We start from the raw sequence: 19222 nt of genomic DNA on the forward strand, positions 1-19222 counted from the left end.
TTATTAAAAATGTTAAAATATAAAATCATAAAAGATTTATTAGCAATTGCCTTCTTGACAATGTTAAGCTATAGTTCTTCTGCACAGGAGATACGATGGTATAATCCTGAGAAAGAAACAGACTTTATTATAGAAGGACAGGCCTGGTCTAACACTGTTAAAAACCGTTACGACAGACTTCCTGCCTCTGCTGAATCGCAAGTGAGAAAAGAAGTCTGGAAACTTTCAAATAACTCAGCAGGGTTATACATCAGTTTTACAACAGATGCAAAAGACATCAAAGTAAAATATGGCTTGAAAGAACGTTTGGCTTTAAATCAGATGCCAGCCACTGGGGTTAGTGGAGTTGACTTATATGCACTCACTAAAGACAATAAATGGAAATGGGTAAAAGGACAGTACCTTTCATTTAAAAGTGATACGGTTTCAATCAATTTTGATAATCTTTATCCTGAATCTGTTAAAACATATAGAATTTATTTGCCTTTATACAATACACCTAAGTGGTTTGAAATCGGAATTGATAAGAACTCAACTTTTCAAACCTTGTCAGATAAGCAATCAAAACCAATTATTGTTTACGGAACCTCTATAGCGCAAGGTTCTTCAGCATCCAGAGCAGGGATGGCCTGGACCAATATTCTTAACAGAAAATTAAATGTCCCTGTGATCAATCTGGGTTTTTCAGGAAATGGTAGACTGGAACCAGAGATTACAAGTTTGATCGCTGAAAAGGAGGCTTCAGTTTTTATCCTGGATTGTTTGCCCAACCTGATGATTTTCTCTGAAGCTGAAGTAAAAGAAAAAATCTTAAAGGCAGTTCAGATGATCAGGCTAAAACATAAGCAAACACCAATTATACTTACTGAACATGCTGATGCTACAATTTCCTTAGTAAATGTAGATAGACAAAAGCCTTTTTTAAAGATTAATACTTTAATGAAAGAGTTGTTTATCCATATGAAACGGGAAGGAGTTAAGAACATACACTTGTTAACTGCCGAAGAAATAGGGCTGAATATCGATAGTACTGCAGATGGTATACATCCTTCCGATTTAGGGATGATGCAGTATGCTGAGGCTTATGAAAAGCTGATTAAAAAGATAACTAAGTAGTGCTCATTTAAAAATCCTCACAGCAATGTGGGGATTTTGTGTTTTGATATTAATTTAATCTTTTATAATATTGTTATAACCAAATCTAAATCTGGCATCATAAAAGATGGACCCGCAGTTTGTTTCATATACGTTAGAAGAACTCTTCTTATACATTAAGGAAGGGGACCATAGAGCATTCGATGAATTGTATGGAAGAACCTGGGAAGAGTTATACATTAAAACTTATAGCAAATTAAAGATCGAAGACCTGGCAAAAGATATTGTTCAGGAGGTTTTTGTAGATCTTTGGAATAAGCGGACGGAGCGCAACATCGATAATGTAATAGCCTATTTAATGCAGTCGGTAAAGTTTAAAGTGATCGATGAGTTCCGCAGATCCAAATATAAGTTTGTAGAGATCGATAATTTTATTGAACAGATACGTGATAGCAGTGATGCTGATTCTCAGCTTATTTCGAAAGAGTTTTTTAGTCTGCTCAGACAATGGACAGAAACACTTCCGCGTAAGAGAAGAGAGATTTTTAGATTAAAATACGAAGAAGACCTCTCAAATAAAGAAATTGCAGAACAATTAGGAGTGTCGGTTAAAACTGTTCAAAATCAATTGCTTAACTCGTCTTTTGAGCTGAAGTTATTACTTCGGAATGCACTGTTTACATATTTTTTACTTTTTTTTGGGAGATAAGGGTACTTTCTACGACAAGTAGTTATAAGACCATTTATAAACCGAACCTGTATGTCAAACAAATCTATTCGAAATAGATTTTTGTCGATTTTCGACAAATACCTGAAAGGAAAAACTACTGCTGAACAGAATAATCTTGTAGATTATTTTTATGATTCTATTCCAGATGAAGTTGTAGCTCCAGAAAAACTTACAGCGATCCAGTCGGAAATTAAATCTGCTATAAATGAGAGAATTAGGGGTAGTGTAGTAAAGTTGGCCCCTCGTCGTCGATTTAACTATTTAAAAGTAGCTGCTTGCCTGGCATTAATTGGTCTTTCAGCTACCTTCATCTATCAGCATTATTTTGCTCCAGCTAATCAAACTGCATATACACTCGCCATGAACGACAGCAGTTCACCTGTTATCGTGCTTAATGATGGGAAAAGCTATGATCTGAATGATAGTCGTCTCCATAAAAAAGCGCTTAAAATAGAAGACAATGGAGAGAAAGTATTTGTACTATCAGGAGATTCCAAGGATAGTCAGGATATCAACCTCATTAAGAACCCCACCAGTCGGATATTTGCTTTTCAATTGCAAGATGGAACCCGGGCTTGGTTAAACCCAAAGTCGACTTTAGAAATACTTCCTGTGTCGAATGGTAAACGTATTGTTAAGATAGAGGGAACAGTGTTGTTTGATGTGCAAAAAATAAAAACTGCCGATCATTATATACCCTTTGTAGTTAAGACTGCATTACAGACCATCGAGGTATTGGGAACAAAGTTTATTGTTAATTCCTTTGATAAGGATGAGGATGTCCTCTTATTAGAAGGAAAGGTTAGGTTAACTCATAACAATTATAATACAGCTGTAATACTGAAGCCAGATCAGAGAGCCTCTTTACAAAGTAATGATCCAAGGATTTTAATTACCAAATCTACAGACGGACATAAAGTAGAAGCATGGCATAAAGGATTATTCTATTTTGAAAATGAGAAAATGTCCGATGTAATGGCAGAATTGGCCGACTGGTATGGTGTAGAGATTATAGTAGATCGCGCCATTAAAGACATCCCGATTACTGGTATGATCAGCAGGTATGAAGATGTTGAACAAGAACTGAAAATGATCGAAATGACCAACAACGTAAGCTATAAACGTAGTGGTGGAAAGATTTATATAAAATAACAAACTAAATATACCCTTGTGATGCAAAATTATCTATCCAGGCCACTGTGCTTGTTGGTCCTTGTCGGTTTTTTAAATGCCAGTCAGGCATTAGCTAATCAGCAGACAATTTCCATTTCGTTCAGCAACACCACCATTAAAGAAGTGTTTAAAGAATTGAACCAGAAAACTGGCTTGAAATTCATTTATTCAACACTTGATTTAAATGAAAACAAGAAAGTAAGTGGAACTTTCAAAAGTGTTACTGTCGATAAAGTAGTAGGTCATGTTCTGGCCAATTCATCAGTAACTTATGTCATTAAAGACAACACCGTTATCATCAAGAAACTAAAGGAAAAATCTACTCAGGATAAGGTAATAAATGGAAGGGTAGTAGATGAGCAAACTAAACCTTTGCCCAATGTGACTATCAGGACAAATGTATCTAATGCGGTGACTTTGACAAATAACGACGGTAGGTTTTTTATCAAAGTGACTGATAGTGATACAGAGCTGAACCTAAGTATGTTGGGTTTTACTACTCAGATACTGAAGCTGGATGAAAGGCTTGAATATGAAGTGAAATTGGTTGAGGCCGATCAGTACTTGAACGAGATTGTTGTAGTAGGCTATGGTGTACAAAAGCGTAAAGATTTAACGGGTTCCGTATCGTCTGTAACTTCTGCCCAAATCAATAAAATGCCAACGACCAGCATTGCAGAAATGTTAAGGGGAGCAGCTACAGGTGTACAGGTTACTGCTGGTAATGCATCCCCTGGTGGAAGTTCTAGCATTCTCATCAGGGGTAGAAGATCTCTTTCAGCAGGTAATGATCCTTTATATATTGTTGATGGTATACCTACAGTAAGTATTGATGATATCAATGCCAATGAAATTGCCTCAATTGAAATCTTAAAAGATGCTTCTGCTCAGTCAATTTATGGTGCCAGAGCAGCAAATGGAGTGATCCTGGTGACCACAAAAAGAGGTATATCTTCAAAAACTAAAGTAAATGTAAATTCTTATGCAGGGGCACAAAACCTTTATCGAAACTTTGAGTTTTATGACGGTGAACAATGGGCAGCTTATAGAAAAGAAGCTTTTTATAATGCTTATGGTTATTATGATGAAGAAGAGGCTTTTAGAGGCTTAATGCGTGATGTATACCGCTCTAAAGAATATGTGAATTGGGAAGATGTAATGCTTGGTACTGCTTATCAGAATAAAAATGATGTACTGATCCAATCAGGAAGTGAAAAGACAAAATATGCATTGTCGCTGGGACATTTTTATCAGGATGGTCTGGTGCCCTCCTCAGACTTTAAACGCTTCACGGGTAGATTGAATGTCGATCAAACACTATCCAAAGCAATTTCGGTTGGTACAAATATTTCCTATACCAAATCATATCGAAACATTGCTGATGGAAGCTTTAGTTCCTTTATCACAATGCCCCCATTGTCAAAGGTTTATAATGATGATGGTTCTATGAGAGAGGATGTAACTGAAGCAGGAGAGTCACATTATAATCCGCTTTGGAATATCGATAATTCCGTAAATAACAGCATCACGGACAGGGTGAATATTAATCTTTTTGGCGATTGGAAGATCAACAAAGATTTTTCTTTTAGACTAAATACTAGTTTAAACAACAGAAAGGTACAGGATAACACTTATTTAGGACTAAAACATACCACTGGACGAAATAATGGAGGTGAAGCAACAGTTTCGGAAAGCACTTATAATGATTATGTGGTAGAAGGGATTCTAAATTACAATAAGGATATCAATAAGCATCATTTTGATGCCACAGCCATGGCCAGTATCAACGGAATCCAATGGAAAAGAGTTGGCAATACTGGCTTTGGTTTTGCTAACGACGACCTATCGTATAATGCCATTAGTTCTGCCAAAACTTATGCGGTAATGGCCTATGAAATGTCGGATAGGAAGTTACTGTCTTATATGGGAAGGGCAAGGTATAATTTTGATAGTAAGTATCTGGTGACTTTGTCTTTAAGGGTGGATGGTTCTTCTGTTTTCGGAGCTAACAATAAGTATGGCTATTTTCCTGCGGCCGCAGTTGCATGGAGACTTAAAGAGGAGTCTTTTTTAAAGGATGTTAAATTTCTATCAGATTTAAAACTGAGATTGAGCTATGGGCAGGTGGGTAATCAGGGGATTAGTCCATACACCACGCTGGGATTGGCTGATCGTTACCTGATTGAATTCGGAAATGACACACAGGTGGGGTATCTGCCAGATTCACAATTGAGAAATCCAAAACTAAAATGGGAAACTTCTACATCAAGCAATTTGGGTATTGATTATGGTTTTTTTAATGGCAGACTTAATGGTTCCATTGAATTGTATGATACACAGACTACTGATTTACTGGTAGAACGTTCTTTGGCTACAACCACTGGATATCAAACCCAATTGGTTAATCTGGGCCATGTACAGAACAGAGGTGTAGAGATTGGTGTAAATGGAGCTATCATAGAAAACAAAGACTTTAAATGGAATATGAGTGTGAATTTCACGCTTAACAGGAATAAGATTAAGAAAATTGATGGTTCTTTAGATGCGAATGGCCTTCCTAAAAACGATTTAAATAACAAATGGTTCATCGGTGAATCCATGAACGTGTATTATGATTATCGTTTTGACGGAATCTGGCAGTTGTCGGATAATATTGCAGGATCGGCTATGCCAAGTGCTAAACCGGGCGGGGTAAAGGTTGGTGATATAAATGGTGACAATGTAATTTCAGTTGATGACAGGGTGATTATCCAAAGAGATCCGAAATGGCTGACTTCATTCATTACCAGCTTTGATTATAAAAACCTAAGTCTATCGCTGGATTTCTATTACCTCACTGGCGGCTATCGTTATAATTCTTATCTGGCTACTTTCGAAACGGGTGGAGATTTGACTGGAAAAAGAAACGGTATCCGTAGAGACTATTGGACCATACATAATCCTTCAAATTCGGCACCAGCTCCAAACATGGTACAAGCTCCTGCATTTTTGGCTTCTGGTGCTTACGAGAAAGCAGATTATCTAAAATTGAGGAATATCTCCCTGGCTTATAACATGCCCGAAAAATTGATACAGAAAGTTAAGCTCGACAATTTAAAATTGTTCTGTACCATGAGCAATGTATGGACCATGACTGATGTTCAGGCTTATGGACCAGAACAAAATCCTGGGCAGTATCCGGAGCCAAGGACCTTATTATTCGGAATTAATTTTTCATTCTAAACGAACGGAATTATGAAAAGAAGTATATTTTATGTTTTATTGTTGTCAGCAACAATGATATCCTGTTCTAAAGTATTAGAAGAGGAAAATCTGACAAAGTACTCAGCTGATTACATCTATAGTACTGAAGGTGGATTAAAATTAGCTACGAGTGCTGTTTATGCACTGTTACGCAGTTATGCAAATGACACAGAGAATGCCACAATTTTTGCTTTGGAAAGAGGTACTGACCTGTCGGTAACTAACGGTGGAACAGGAAACTACTTTGGTATTTACGATGCCAACAACCTTAGGCCATCATCTTCACAGGTAGCCCACATGTGGCGTACAATGTATCAGATTATTGGTAAGGCAAATGAGATTATCAGTGCGGGTGAAAAACTTCCTGAAACGAATGGATTGAAGGCTACAATTGCAGAGGCGAAATGCTTTAGGGCACAGGCATATTTCTTACTATACAGAACTTATGACAGGATCTGGCTTAATACAGTTCCTACAACATGGGAAAACGTAGATGCGCCTAAAAATTATAAAGCAGCCAGCAATGCTGAGGTTTTTGATCTTTTGTATAGTGATTTAAATTATGCTATTGAAAACTTACCCTGGAAATCCTCAGAGCCAGGAAGGTTTAATCAGGCCGCAGCAAGACATATGAAAGCTAAAGCTGCATTATGGGCCAAAGATTGGGATACGGTACTAGATCAGGTTGATAAAATCGATAAATTCGGACAGTACAGATTGGTGTCGTTGGATAGTGTTTTTAACGCGGCAGATCTGAACCATAGTGAAGCATTAATGGTGCAGCAATGGAGCAAGAATCCAGGCGGAAATTTATCTAATACCACGCCTTTGGGGAATTATTTCTCAGCTTATTTTATCGCTTCTTATAGAACAGAAATTGGAGGAACGGCAGAATATGCTTGTAGTTATGAGAATTGGGGCTATACTTATGGTAGATGCTTACCTAGTCCTTATCTATTCTCTCTGTATAACCCGCTTAAGGATAAACGATATAATTCCTTCTATATCCATAAATATAAAAACACCACGCCTAAGGCTATTCCATATGGTAGTGTGACGGTTAATCCTGGTGACTATTTTCCATTATACAAAAGTGGTAACAAAAACAGATTGGTTTATCCTGGATGTACAAAATATGGAGACATCTGGACACGTACACCATCGGAGACGCGTAGTTATAAAGACCTGATCATCTATCGTCTTGCCGAAACCTATATCATAGGAGCCGAAGCTGCACTGATGAAAGGCAATCAAACCTTAGCAAAGGAATACTTTAATAAAGTTTGGAAAAGAGCTGGTAATGATGAGTTTACAGGTTCATTAACTATCAAAGATATCATTGATGAACAGGCCAGAGAGCTTGCTTTTGAAGGTGATAGATGGTATTTCCTGAAAAGATTGGGAATCCTCATCTCTCAGGTTAAAAATTATGCAGGTGATCCGGAAATATCAACTTCTGTAACCGGACGTGTTAACCTGCCAGCAAATCCACACTTTGTAAGATGGCCAATTCCAGAAGCAGAAATTATTAATATGGGAGCCAATAACTTCCCGCAAAATCCAGGATACAACTAAATTAAAATCAAGATATGAAACAGATCATTTATATAATTCTATTACTTACTTCATTTAATACTTATGCTTTTAATAATCCGAATACCTACGATATATGTGTATATGGGGAGTCGGCATCGGGTGTAATTACTGCTATACAGAGTGGTCGATTAGGCAAAAAAGTGGTATTGGTTTCTAAGAACAACCATGTAGGTGGCTTGGTGACTTCAGGCTTAACTGCTACAGATATGAACAGAAATGAAGTAGTGGGCGGACTGACAAGAGAATTCTATCAGCGCTTGTATAATTACTACTTAAAGCCAGAAGCCTGGGTAAATCAGAATCGTGATGAATTCTTCATCAAATCGCTCAAAAGAACCTATAAAGGTAAAAATGAAGAACGTAAAATGCAGTGGGTATATGAGTCGAAAATTGCAGAAAGGATTATGCTAGAAATGTTGAAAGAATCAAATGTTGAAGTATGGCATAATGAACGTTTAAAATTAAAAGGTGGCTTAAAAAAGAAAGGAAAGCAAATTGTAGGCATTCAAATGGAAAGTGGTAAGTCAATCGAGGCTAAGGTATTTGTAGACGCCACATACGAAGGTGACCTTATGGCTAATGCTCGTGTGTCTTATACCGTAGGCAGAGAATCAAATGATACTTATGGAGAGACCTTAAATGGCTACAGGATCAATTATGAAAAAGGAGCTGATTTAACCAAAATAGACCCATATGTAATCGAGGGTGATAAAAACTCTGGTTTGCTGCCTTATATCGATAAAAGAATACCAAGTAAACAAGGTGCAAAGGATAAGAAGGTACAAGCTTATTGCTACAGACTTACTTTAACTGATGATCCGGCGAATAGAATAAAAATTCAGAAACCTGCAAACTATAATCCATTATGGTATGAGGTGTTGGCCAGACAGTTGAAATTAAATCCAGATTTAGAGCTGCAAAAGATCATTACCTTAACGCCAATGCCAAACCGTAAAACTGATACCAACCATTTGGATTTCTTTGGTGCCAGCTATGATTATGCAGAGGGAAGCTATGAGAAGAGAAAAGAACTGGAACAACTGCACAAAGATTATGCTTTAGGAATGTTATGGTTCCTGGAAAACGACCCAAGGGTTCCAGAGCATGTCAGAAATGAAATGAGCAACTGGGGTTTGCCTAAAGATGAGTTTGCTGACACAGGTAATTTTCCTTACCAGATTTATGTTAGAGAGGCCAGAAGAATGCAGGGAACATATGTCATGGTCGAAAAAAATATCAGCAAAGAGAACAGACAGAATGCAGAACATGCTGTCGGTTTGGGTTCTTATGCTTTAGACTGCCACTATGTATCTAAAGTGTTGGATGGCGAAGGAAAATTGCGCTTTGAAGGGACTATTTTTAAAGCTGTTGTGCCATATCCAATTAGCTATTATGCAATTACACCAAAGAAAAACGAATGTACCAATCTTTTAGTACCTATATGTTTGTCTTCATCTCACGTAGCCTATAGCTCGATAAGAATGGAACCTGTTTACATGGTTCTTGGCCAGTCAGCTGCTGTTGCAGCTGCGATGGCAATAGATGGTAATGTCGCTGTTCAGGATGTTTCATATACTGATCTGGCGAAGAAACTAGAAGGATTAAATCAGATCATCAAAACCAATTAACCTATTTCGATATGAAAAGTCATTCGATCATCTTTTATTTGCTCCTGGTATTAACAGCAGGTGCATGTAAGGATAATTACGATTATCCAATACCTAAAAATTCGTTCGAAGAAACATTTATGGATCCACCAGCAAAGGTTAGCCTGTCTAAAGTGGCCGGACAATGGCAAATGCAGGTAAATGGTGCTGAATTTTACATCAAAGGTGTATCCACTAATAAATTCTCTGAACGTGCAATAAATTATGGAGCAAATACCATTAGAACTTATGGAGTTAATGATACGACAAGAACAGTTCTCGATAGAGCCTATGCTGCAGGTTTATATGTGAATTTTGGGCTTTATATTGGAAGAGAAACTGACGGATTCGATTATAATAATGCAACGGCAGTCAGTCAGCAGCTCGAAAAGATGAAGCAGGATATCATCAGGTTCAAAGACCATCCTGCAATTTTATGCTGGTCTATCGGAAATGAAGCAGAAGCTAGTTATACTAATGTTAAGCTATGGTCTGCGATCAATGAAATTGCTACATTTATTCATCAGATAGATCCGAATCATCCTACTACAACTGCATTAGCTAGTTCTAATGTTGATCATATCAAGAATATCATCAACCTTGCACCAAATATCGATATCCTTTCTGTAAACACGTATGCACCTAATTTACCAGGAGTGTTGGGTAACCTGACTACAGCCAATTGGCAAAAGCCATATATGATTACTGAATATGGACCGAGAGGTACCTGGCAAATGGCGCCAGAACCTACAAGAATACTTAGCTGGGGTGGTTTGGTTGAGCAGACGAGTACAGAAAAAGCTGATGTCTATCAGCAAGCTTATAAGGATAATATTCTGGCCAATAAATCTAAAGGCTGTATCGGATCTTTTGTATTCTTATGGGGCTATCAAACACATGGTGAAGTATTGACATGGTACGGTTTTTTTGATAAGAAGGGTTACACTTTTCCTGCTGTAGATGCAATGCAGTTTGCCTGGACAGGAGCTTATCCTTCTAATAGGGCACCTATAATTCAGGATAGGAACCAGGTTTTAATGGATGGTAAGAAAGCAGAGGATAACATTATGGTTGCTAAAGCTTCTGCACATACAGCAACAGTTGTAGCGACAGATCCGGATAATGATCCGCTGACTTACTCCTGGAGAATCGTTAAAGAGAAAACAGCGGCAGCTGATGGAAGTCTTCCGGATGGTATTGCTGGTCTTATTCCCAATAATACTTCGGCAAATATTTCTTTCACGGCGCCAAATGAAACCGGTGCATATCGGTTAATTGTTTTTGTAAATGATGACGCCCATAAGAAAGTCGCAAGTGCAGTAATTCCATTTTACGTTAATTAGTATTGATCATGAGATACAAATTATTAAAAATTGTTATGTTCTTATTGATAACAGGCTTCGTCGCTTGTAAAAAAGACAATAAGGAACAACAACCGAATCAGTTTTCTGTAAAGGTTACACAGAATGTGGCGCTCCCGTATATAGTCAACTCTTCTAAAGAGATAAATTTCGATTTGAGCATCACTTCTGCAAGTGCTTTAAAGATTAAAGACGCAGAGCTTATACTTGATGGGAGCAGTCTTAAATTAGTTACAGCAGGTGCCACAAATCAGGTAGATTTAAAACATGTATACAAAGTTTCCATACCTGAGGTTGGGAAAAGCCTGATTTTTAAACTGAAAGTTTCAAGTGAAGAAGGAGAGGTGGTAGAGAAAGATTTTGTAGTGTATGTTGAATCTGCTCCCGCTAACATCAGTGTCGTTATTCCAAGTACAGCTCCTGTTGAAATTAAAGATACTGAAACTGCTGATTTCAATATCTCTGTTAAATCAGAATACGATTTCCGGTATATCAAGACATTCCTCAACCAGGTAGAAGTGCCTGCTTTAAGCAAAACGAGCTTTAATAATCCAAAAGAGGATACTTATCAGTTTACTTATCATCCTTTAGCTACTGATGTAGATAAAACACTGGAGTTCTACATAGAGGTAATGGATGTCATGGGGAACCTGGTCAGACAACCTTTTACTCTGGCTGTAAAACGTTCTCAGGTTGTAGATTTTAATGTCTACCCTAATCTTAACCTGGGAGCTCAACGTTGTACCACTGCAGGTCCATTCTTCAATGCAGCTACCGGTCAGGTTTATCCTACAGCTGGTTCAGCACAAATATCGGCAAGTATTGATCTGTCAGTTTTTTACAGCGGTTCAACAAATAGTTATAATATCACTTCGCCTACTTTAGCAAGTGTATCGGATAATATTTATACCGTTGCTGCTTATGGGGCAGACGCAATGGCAAATTGGTTAACAAGAAATAAAACTCTTATCAAGAAAATTGTATTTTCACAGAATGATTTTGATTTGATCAGTTCAACTGCTGATATCACAGCCCTTTATGAAAACTCTCTTGTTGTCGCTTCGGAAACGTCAGGTGGAATGGCTAACGGGAATGTGATTGTGTTTAAAACAGCTGGCAACAAATATGGTGTGCTAATAGTTAAATCAAGATCTGCAAATGCTAATACAGGATTTATAACCGTAGACATTAAAGTTGGAAAGTAAAATGAAAAAAGCCTGGTACCCATTCCTTTTAATATGCTTGAGCTCTTTGCTGAGTGTAGCAAATACAATAAAAGAAATCTCTGTAGATATTTGTATCTACGGAGGTAGCTCGGCAGGAGTGATTTCTGCGTATACCGCTGCCAAATCTGGTAAAAAAGTAATATTAATAGAACCAGGAAATAGGTTAGGTGGACTTAGTGCAGGAGGATTAGGGCAAACTGATATTGGAAACAAGTATGTGGTATCAGGCCTGGCTTTAGATTTTTATAGAAAACTTGGTACTCATTATGGTAACCTTGAAAACTGGATTTTTGAGCCGAAAGTAGCCTTAGGCATTTTTAATGATTACATAAAGCAAGGTGGTATAAAAGTACTTTATCAGAATCAGTTGATAATTGTAACAAAAACTGGCCGTAGGATTAAAGAAATTGTAGTAGCAGATTTGGATCATAAAAGTGCTGCGCATGTTAGGGTTAAAGCAAAAATGTTCTTAGACTGTACTTACGAAGGTGATCTGATGGCTAAGGCGGGAGCAAGTTATTTTGTAGGTAGGGAAGATAATAAAGTTTATAATGAAACCCTGAGTGGTGTACAATTTCTGAAAGGCCATCAATTGCCTGATGGCGTAGATCCTTATGTAGAAAAGGGTAATCCTGCAAGTGGTTTATTATGGGGGATTAACAAGGAAAGTTTGTTACCTGATGGAACCGGAGATAAAAAGGTACAAGCCTATAACTTCCGTATTGCTTTAACAAATGACCCTAAGAATAGAATTCCAATCACTAAACCTGATAATTACAATCCAAAAAGATATGAACTCTTAATCAGACAAAAAGAAATACTACCATGGAAGGGTTTGAACGACGTATTTATCTGGAGCAGGATGCCAAATTCTAAAACTGATATCAACAACAGAAATGGAATGTCGACAGACATGATCGGAGCTAATTGGGAATATCCGGAAGCTGGCTATTTGAAAAGAAAAGAGATCATAAAAGCACATGAAGATTATACTAAAGGATTGTTATATTTTGTTGGGAACGATCCGGCAATTCCTGAATTCATCAGAAAAGAGATGCAACTTTGGGGTTATCCGAAAGACGAGTATCTGGACAATAACCACTGGTCGCCACAACTGTATATCCGTGAAGCCAGAAGACTGGTAGGAGAAGTCGTTATGAATCAGAACCATTGTCAGGGAAGAGAAGTAGTCACAGATGATATTGGCTATGCTGCATACACTATGGACTCGCACAATTGCGACCGATTAGTGGTCAATGGGATGGTTAAAAATGAAGGAAATGTCGAAGTAGGTGGGTTCCCACCATTCCCAATTTCTTATCGCGCCATTATTCCTAAAAGAAATGAAGTCGACAACCTTTTGGTTCCAGTTTGTTTATCCGCCTCTCATATAGCCTTTGGTTCGATAAGGATGGAACCTGTATTCATGGTATTGGGACAATCAGCTGCGGTTGCAGCTTGCATCGCTATTGATAAGAAAATTAAAGTACAGGATGTAAACGCAAATGCCATTAAAGTAATACTGAAAGCTAATCCTAAAGCCGATTTTCGCAAACCCGACCTGGTTAGCCAGGTGGCTGATAGCACTGCTGTACAAATGGAAGGAAACTGGAAAAAAATCATAGCAAAGGGTTATGGGAAATATTATCTTGAAAATAATTCAAAGAAAGCAGATGAATATGTGAAGTTTAACTTCAATCCGAAAGCCTCATCAGGTAGTTATAAAGCTTATTATTATTTCCCTAAAAGTAAATCAAACAACAAAACTGTCCAGTTGGCCATTTATAATGGAAAAGAAATGAAAATGATCACCCTAAGATTAGATGAGGTTAAGATACAAGGGCAAACAAGCAGTACCTGGGTAGAGATAGGAGAGTTTGAATTTAGCTTTGCAAATAATCCTTACATTAAAGTGTTAACAACTGATGCTGCCGGTATTGTAGCCGCAAATGCCATGCTATTGGTTCCAAATAATTAAGAATGAATGGAGTAAATCAAGATCTCCTTTTTTAATGGATTGTGTGCTTTTTTAATTTATTTATAATGTTTTGAAAGATTTTATTTTTCATCAAAAAGCAGGCGTATTTTTATTAAAAAAAAATGTACTTTCACAAAATGATTTTGAAATGATCATTTCTGAAAATATCAGTAATGCTTCATAAAAATAAATATATTTAAAAAACAGATAATTAAATATGGAGTTTTTAAACGGCGTTAACGCCCTTACATTAGTGTTTGTCTCGCTATTGGTTTTTGCTATTGCCTATCGGTATTATGGATTGTATTTAGCCCACAAGGTATTGCGGTTAAATGCTGCAAATGTTACCCCTGCCATAGAATTTGCAGATGGCAAAGATTATGTAGCCACCAATAAAAATGTACTTTTTGGGCACCATTTTGCTGCTATTGCTGCGGCCGGACCATTAGTAGGCCCTGTATTGGCAGCACAATTTGGCTATTTGCCTGGTACATTATGGATTTTAATCGGATGTGTTCTGGCAGGCGGGGTTCATGATATGGTCGTGTTATTTGCTTCAGTACGTCATAAAGGTGAAAGTTTAGCTACTATCGCTGGTAAGGAAATTGGTAAAGTAACTGGTATCATAGCCGGATTTGCTATTCTATTTATCCTGATCTTAACCTTAGCGGGTTTATCATTGGCCTGTATCAGTGCCATGCATGAAGCTTCCTGGTCATTGTTTACTGTAATTGCAACGATGCCTATCGCGGTTATTATGGGATTGATCATGAGGTATAGAAAAGACAGTGTGACTATAGCAAGTATTATCGGTGGGGTATTATTGATTGCAGCGATTATCGGTGGACATGAGCTGATGAAAATCAAAATGCTAAGCGATATATTCCATTGGGATATTAAAACCATCTCTATATCTATTACTGTTTATGGATTTTTAGCTTCGGTATTACCTGTATGGTTGTTATTGGTACCACGTGATTACTTGTCTACCTACCTAAAAATCGGCACAATTTTAATGTTAGCTGTGGGTGTCATTTTTGTACATCCAACTTTGCAAATGCCTGCATTCACTGAGTTTGTAAGTGGCGGCGGACCAATAATCGGGGGTCCGGTATTACCTTTTATCTTTATTGTTATTGCTTGTGGTGCTATCTCTGGTTTTCACGCTGTTATTGCTACAGGAACTACACCTAAGATGTTAAATAATGAAAAGGAAATCCTTTTTGTAGGTTATGGAGCAATGTTGGTTGAAGGATTTGTTGCCCTGATGGCGCTTATTGCCGCTTGTACTTTGGTGCCGGGCGATTACTTTGCAATCAATACTCCAAAGGAAATGTACGACTCTTTCATTGCCCAACATCCGGAATTGCATACGGTAGACCTCGATCATTTTAGTGAAATGATTGGGGTAGATTTACATGGCAGGACAGGTGGAGCGGTATCTTTAGCTGTAGGTATGGCTCATATCTTTAACAAGATCCCTTTCATGGATGATGTAATGGCTTACTGGTACAATTTTGCCATCATGTTCGAAGCGGTATTCATTTTAACTGCTATCGATGCTGGAACGAGAGTTGGAAGATTCTTTTTACAAGAAATGCTGGGTAATGTTATCCCTAGATTCAATGATAAGAATTGGATGCCGGGAATTATTATCAGTAGCTTACTGTTTACTTTCTCCTGGGGTTATCTTGTGTATACAGGTAACGTGAGTAGCATCTGGCCTCTCTTTGGTATCAGTAACCAGTTGTTGGCTGCATGTGGATTGATTGTCTGTACAACCATGTTGATTCGGATGAACAGGAAAAAATATGCCCTGTGTTCAGCCATTCCAGGTGTGTTTATGGCTATAATTACCTTTTGGGCCGGTTATGAACAGATTGTAAATGTCTACATGCCTAAGGAACAATTTTTACTCGCATTCCTTGCATTGGTAGCTATGATATTAATGCTAATTGTATTTGTCAATACGTTCAAGAGATGGCATAAACTTTTAACGATGGATGGGGAACATATTGATCATTATGGAGATTCTGTAAAGGAACTGGTAGAACGCTAGCAGTTCATGCTTTCATTGTTCCGGTTTCTCTTAAGCGGGTATGCCAGCTAAATGCTTCTTCAAGGATATGTGGCGTTTGTCCACCTCTTTCAAGCGCGCGGTCAAAATAATCCTGTAACTGTTTACGGTAATCAGGATGTACGCAATGATCAATAATCGTTTGTGCTCTTTGACGCGGAGCAAGCCCTCTAAGATCAGCAAGCCCTTGTTCGGTTACAATCACATCTACATCATGCTCAGTATGGTCTACATGTGATACCATTGGAACGATACTGGAGATCTTTCCGCCTTTTGCTAAAGACTGAGTAACAAATACGCTCAGATAAGCATTTCTGGAGAAATCACCAGAACCGCCAATTCCATTCATCATATTTATTCCACTTATGTGTGTAGAATTGACATTTCCATAAATATCACATTCAAGGGCAGTATTCATGGTAATTACGCCCAATCTCCGGATCACTTCAGCCGCATTGCTGACACTTTGAGGGCGTAAAATAACTTTGTCTTTATATTTATCTATGTTGTTGAAAATGCGATCGTAATAAGCCTCAGAGACCGTAATAGATGAGCCGGAAGCAAAGTCCATTTTTCCTGAATCCAGCAAATCAAAAGTGCTATCCTGTAAAACTTCAGAATACATGGTCAGATGTTCAAAATCGCCCGATCTGAAACCATCTAGAACTGCATTAGCTACTTTACCAATTCCTGCCTGTAAAGGGAGCAGCGACTTTGTAAGATTGCCTTTTTTCACTTCCTGATCGAAAAAGTCAACCAGATGCTGAGCCATAGCCACGGTTGCTTCATCTGGTGCTGAAATTTCTGCCGGGCTATCTTGTTTATTGGTAATTACAACGCCTATAATCTTATTTGGATCTACATGGACATGTGTAGACCCTACCCGGGTATGTGCGGCAACAATTGGAATTTCTGAACGATTTGGGTATTCACCTGTAGAGAAAAGGTCATGCAATCCAATAATGTTTTCTGGAATACATAGGTTCACCTCTATGATAATTTTATTAGCAAGTAATGCAAAAGCTCCTGAGTTACCCACAGAAGTAGTAAGTACCAAACTGCCATCTGCTTCAATCATAGCTACTTCTATCACTGCAATATCTATTTTAGGGAAATTGTTTGCACGCAACAAATTTGCAGTTTCACCTAAATGTTGGTCTATGAACATAATTTCGCCATTATTAATGGCTTTACGCAAAACCGGGTCAACCTGAAAAGGCAATCTTAAGGATAAAGCATTCGAAGAAGCAAGGGCTCCATCCGTTCCATAACCTAAAGAAGCTCCAGTCATCAAAGTAATTTTCAAAGGATCTTTCTTTGCACGTTCTGCTAATGCAGGTAAAACAGCCTTGCTATCTCCGGATTTTGTAAAACCACTTGAGGCTACAACCATCTTGTCTTTAAATAAAGAAGCAGCTTGCTCAGGCGTTATTATTCTGTCGATTAATTCCGCTCTTTTGATTCTGTTTTCGTACATCCAATTAAGTTACACAAATTTGGAACTAATCCGATTCAGGATTGTTATTTTAAATATGAATTAAGGCTCTTAGATTAACGTACTGAAAAATGGAGGAACGTTGTCATGGAAACATTTTCTGTAATGTTCAGGGTTGGAAATCTGAACCTGAATGCAATTGTTACCGAACATAGTCATCATCAGAAATTTAAAGTAGAACTGGTGACTAAAGAGTCGGACCCGATTTTATTAGATCGTTCACCTAAGGGTGATTGGAAAGTTATACAACTAGGTCCCCGAAACTTTTCCAATAAGGATTTTGAGGAGCTTGAGTGGGCGATAGAGAAGAAGTTGATAGAAAGGTACAGCGTAAAGCATATGCTGGTGTTGACTGATTTTTCTGATGAAGCATTAAATGCAGCAAGGTATGCAACAGAACTTGCTCAGCAATTGAATTCTCAAAAAATAATCCTGTATCATTCTTATGAATCCGTTGCACTTCCCGCTACTTCTTTTGCACCCATTTCTGGATTACCCCTTGAGTCGCATGAGGTAAGTATTAAAAATATCAATATGTTAAAGACTGAACTTGAAGAAGCAGGTTCTGGCAAAGCGGAAATGGAAGTCCGTACGGATGAAAGAAACCTGATTTATGGCGTAAATTCCCTAGTTCAGCAGCTGTATGTTGGTCTTGTTGTTGCTGGTATTACAGGGAAAAGTAGTTTTGAGAGAGTGATGGTTGGCAGCAACACCCTCAGTCTTGTCAAAGATTGTATTGCTCCTCTATTAATTATACCAGCTGTAGCGAAATTCAAACCCATAAAAACCGTTGTTTTTGCCTGCGACCTTAAACGCGTTTCTGAGTCAACGCCTGTACTAGCCATAAAAACCTTTTTAAAAGCTCTGGGAGCAAAATTACTGATCTTGAATGTTGACTCTGAAGGAAAACATTTTACTACAGATACGATAAAAGAAATGACTCATTTACATGAATTATGGGATGAACAGGAGCCTGAATATCATTATATCGATCATAAAGATACTGCAGAAGGAATAATGGAATTTGCCAGGAATAAGGGGGCCGAATTGGTTATTACTGTTCCCAAACTTTATGGATTCATTGAAAGCTTGTTTCATACTAGTATGACAAAAAAACTCACTTATCATAGCTATTTACCATTATTGCTTTTTAAAGAAGACATATAGTATATTTATAAAAATATCTCGTTATGAAAATCTTTGTATTGATTGGACGTATTCTATTCTGCCTTATATTTTTAACGTCTTCAATAGGGCATTTTTCAACAGAAAGCATTCAATATTCTGCAGATAAAGGGGTGCCAATAGCAAGTATTTTGGTTCCCCTTTCGGGTGTAATAGCAGCCATTGGAGCATTGAGCATCATTTTGGGATATAAAGCCCGTTTAGGCGCATTTCTAATCATCATTTTCTTGTTACCTGTTACTTTTATAATGCATCCATTTTGGGTTGAAGCAGATCCTGTTGTACAACAAATGCAGCTGACTATGTTTATGAAAAATATCTCAATGCTCGGTGCAGCAGTACTGATAGGTTATTTTGGTTCGGGACCAATGAGTTTGGATGAAAAGTATGTGGAGGATTCACCTCTAGTATAACTTT

Annotated in this window: 13 protein-coding genes; 12 read left to right on the plus strand and 1 reads right to left on the minus strand. The window is 37.8% G+C overall.

Translation table 11 applies throughout. The features are described 5' to 3' along the window. Positions 1-9: 9 nt before the first annotated feature. The 10 genes from WC623_RS21050 to WC623_RS21095 all read left to right on the plus strand — a co-directional run bounded on the left by WC623_RS21050 (position 10) and on the right by WC623_RS21095 (position 16107). Positions 10-1116 carry an SGNH/GDSL hydrolase family protein gene (locus WC623_RS21050; RefSeq protein WP_372854825.1) on the plus strand — a complete coding sequence of 369 codons (1107 nt, stop codon included), beginning with the start codon at positions 10-12 and terminating at the stop codon, positions 1114-1116. A 106-nt stretch (positions 1117-1222) separates the two neighbouring features. Beyond that, entirely contained in the window at positions 1223-1804 is a 582-nt protein-coding gene (locus WC623_RS21055; protein ID WP_372854827.1) for an RNA polymerase sigma factor, read from the plus strand. A 51-nt stretch (positions 1805-1855) separates the two neighbouring features. After that, positions 1856-2977: a FecR family protein gene (locus WC623_RS21060; RefSeq protein WP_372854829.1), complete on the plus strand. Its 1122-nt coding sequence runs from the start codon at positions 1856-1858 to the stop codon at positions 2975-2977. Positions 2978-2998: 21 nt separating this feature from the next. Further along, on the plus strand, positions 2999-6220 hold the full coding sequence (locus WC623_RS21065; protein ID WP_372854831.1) for a TonB-dependent receptor: 3222 nt from the start codon (positions 2999-3001) through the stop codon (positions 6218-6220). Positions 6221-6232: 12 nt separating this feature from the next. After that, positions 6233-7816, plus strand: coding sequence for a RagB/SusD family nutrient uptake outer membrane protein (locus tag WC623_RS21070; RefSeq protein WP_372854833.1), 1584 nt, complete (start codon positions 6233-6235; stop codon positions 7814-7816). Positions 7817-7830: 14 nt separating this feature from the next. Beyond that, the gene (locus tag WC623_RS21075) at positions 7831-9465 is read left to right on the plus strand and encodes an FAD-dependent oxidoreductase (RefSeq protein WP_372854835.1); all 1635 of its coding nucleotides are present in this window, start codon (positions 7831-7833) and stop codon (positions 9463-9465) included. An 11-nt stretch (positions 9466-9476) separates the two neighbouring features. After that, positions 9477-10826, plus strand: a complete 1350-nt coding sequence (locus WC623_RS21080; RefSeq protein ID WP_372854837.1) for a glycoside hydrolase family 2 TIM barrel-domain containing protein — start codon at positions 9477-9479, stop codon at positions 10824-10826. 8 nt (positions 10827-10834) lie between these two features. Beyond that, positions 10835-12049 carry a hypothetical protein gene (locus WC623_RS21085; protein WP_372854839.1) on the plus strand — a complete coding sequence of 405 codons (1215 nt, stop codon included), beginning with the start codon at positions 10835-10837 and terminating at the stop codon, positions 12047-12049. 1 nt (position 12050) lies between these two features. Beyond that, the gene (locus WC623_RS21090; RefSeq protein ID WP_372854841.1) at positions 12051-14048 is read left to right on the plus strand and encodes an FAD-dependent oxidoreductase; all 1998 of its coding nucleotides are present in this window, start codon (positions 12051-12053) and stop codon (positions 14046-14048) included. 217 nt (positions 14049-14265) lie between these two features. Next, the gene (locus tag WC623_RS21095; protein ID WP_372854843.1) at positions 14266-16107 is read left to right on the plus strand and encodes a carbon starvation protein A; all 1842 of its coding nucleotides are present in this window, start codon (positions 14266-14268) and stop codon (positions 16105-16107) included. A 4-nt stretch (positions 16108-16111) separates the two neighbouring features. Here WC623_RS21095 and WC623_RS21100 read toward each other — a convergent pair whose 3' ends face one another. After that, positions 16112-17602: a succinate CoA transferase gene (locus WC623_RS21100; protein WP_372854845.1), complete on the minus strand. Its 1491-nt coding sequence runs from the start codon at positions 17600-17602 to the stop codon at positions 16112-16114. A 105-nt stretch (positions 17603-17707) separates the two neighbouring features. Between WC623_RS21100 and WC623_RS21105 the strand changes: the two genes are divergently transcribed. Both WC623_RS21105 and WC623_RS21110 read left to right on the plus strand, forming a co-directional pair. Then, positions 17708-18787 (plus strand): universal stress protein, encoded by a 1080-nt coding sequence (locus WC623_RS21105; protein ID WP_372854847.1) that lies wholly within the window; start codon positions 17708-17710, stop codon positions 18785-18787. 23 nt (positions 18788-18810) lie between these two features. Beyond that, positions 18811-19218 carry a DoxX family protein gene (locus WC623_RS21110; protein ID WP_372854849.1) on the plus strand — a complete coding sequence of 136 codons (408 nt, stop codon included), beginning with the start codon at positions 18811-18813 and terminating at the stop codon, positions 19216-19218. Positions 19219-19222: the final 4 nt, after the last annotated feature.

This window comes from Pedobacter sp. (assembly GCF_041645105.1).
Taxonomy (GTDB): Bacteria; Bacteroidota; Bacteroidia; order Sphingobacteriales; family Sphingobacteriaceae; genus Pedobacter.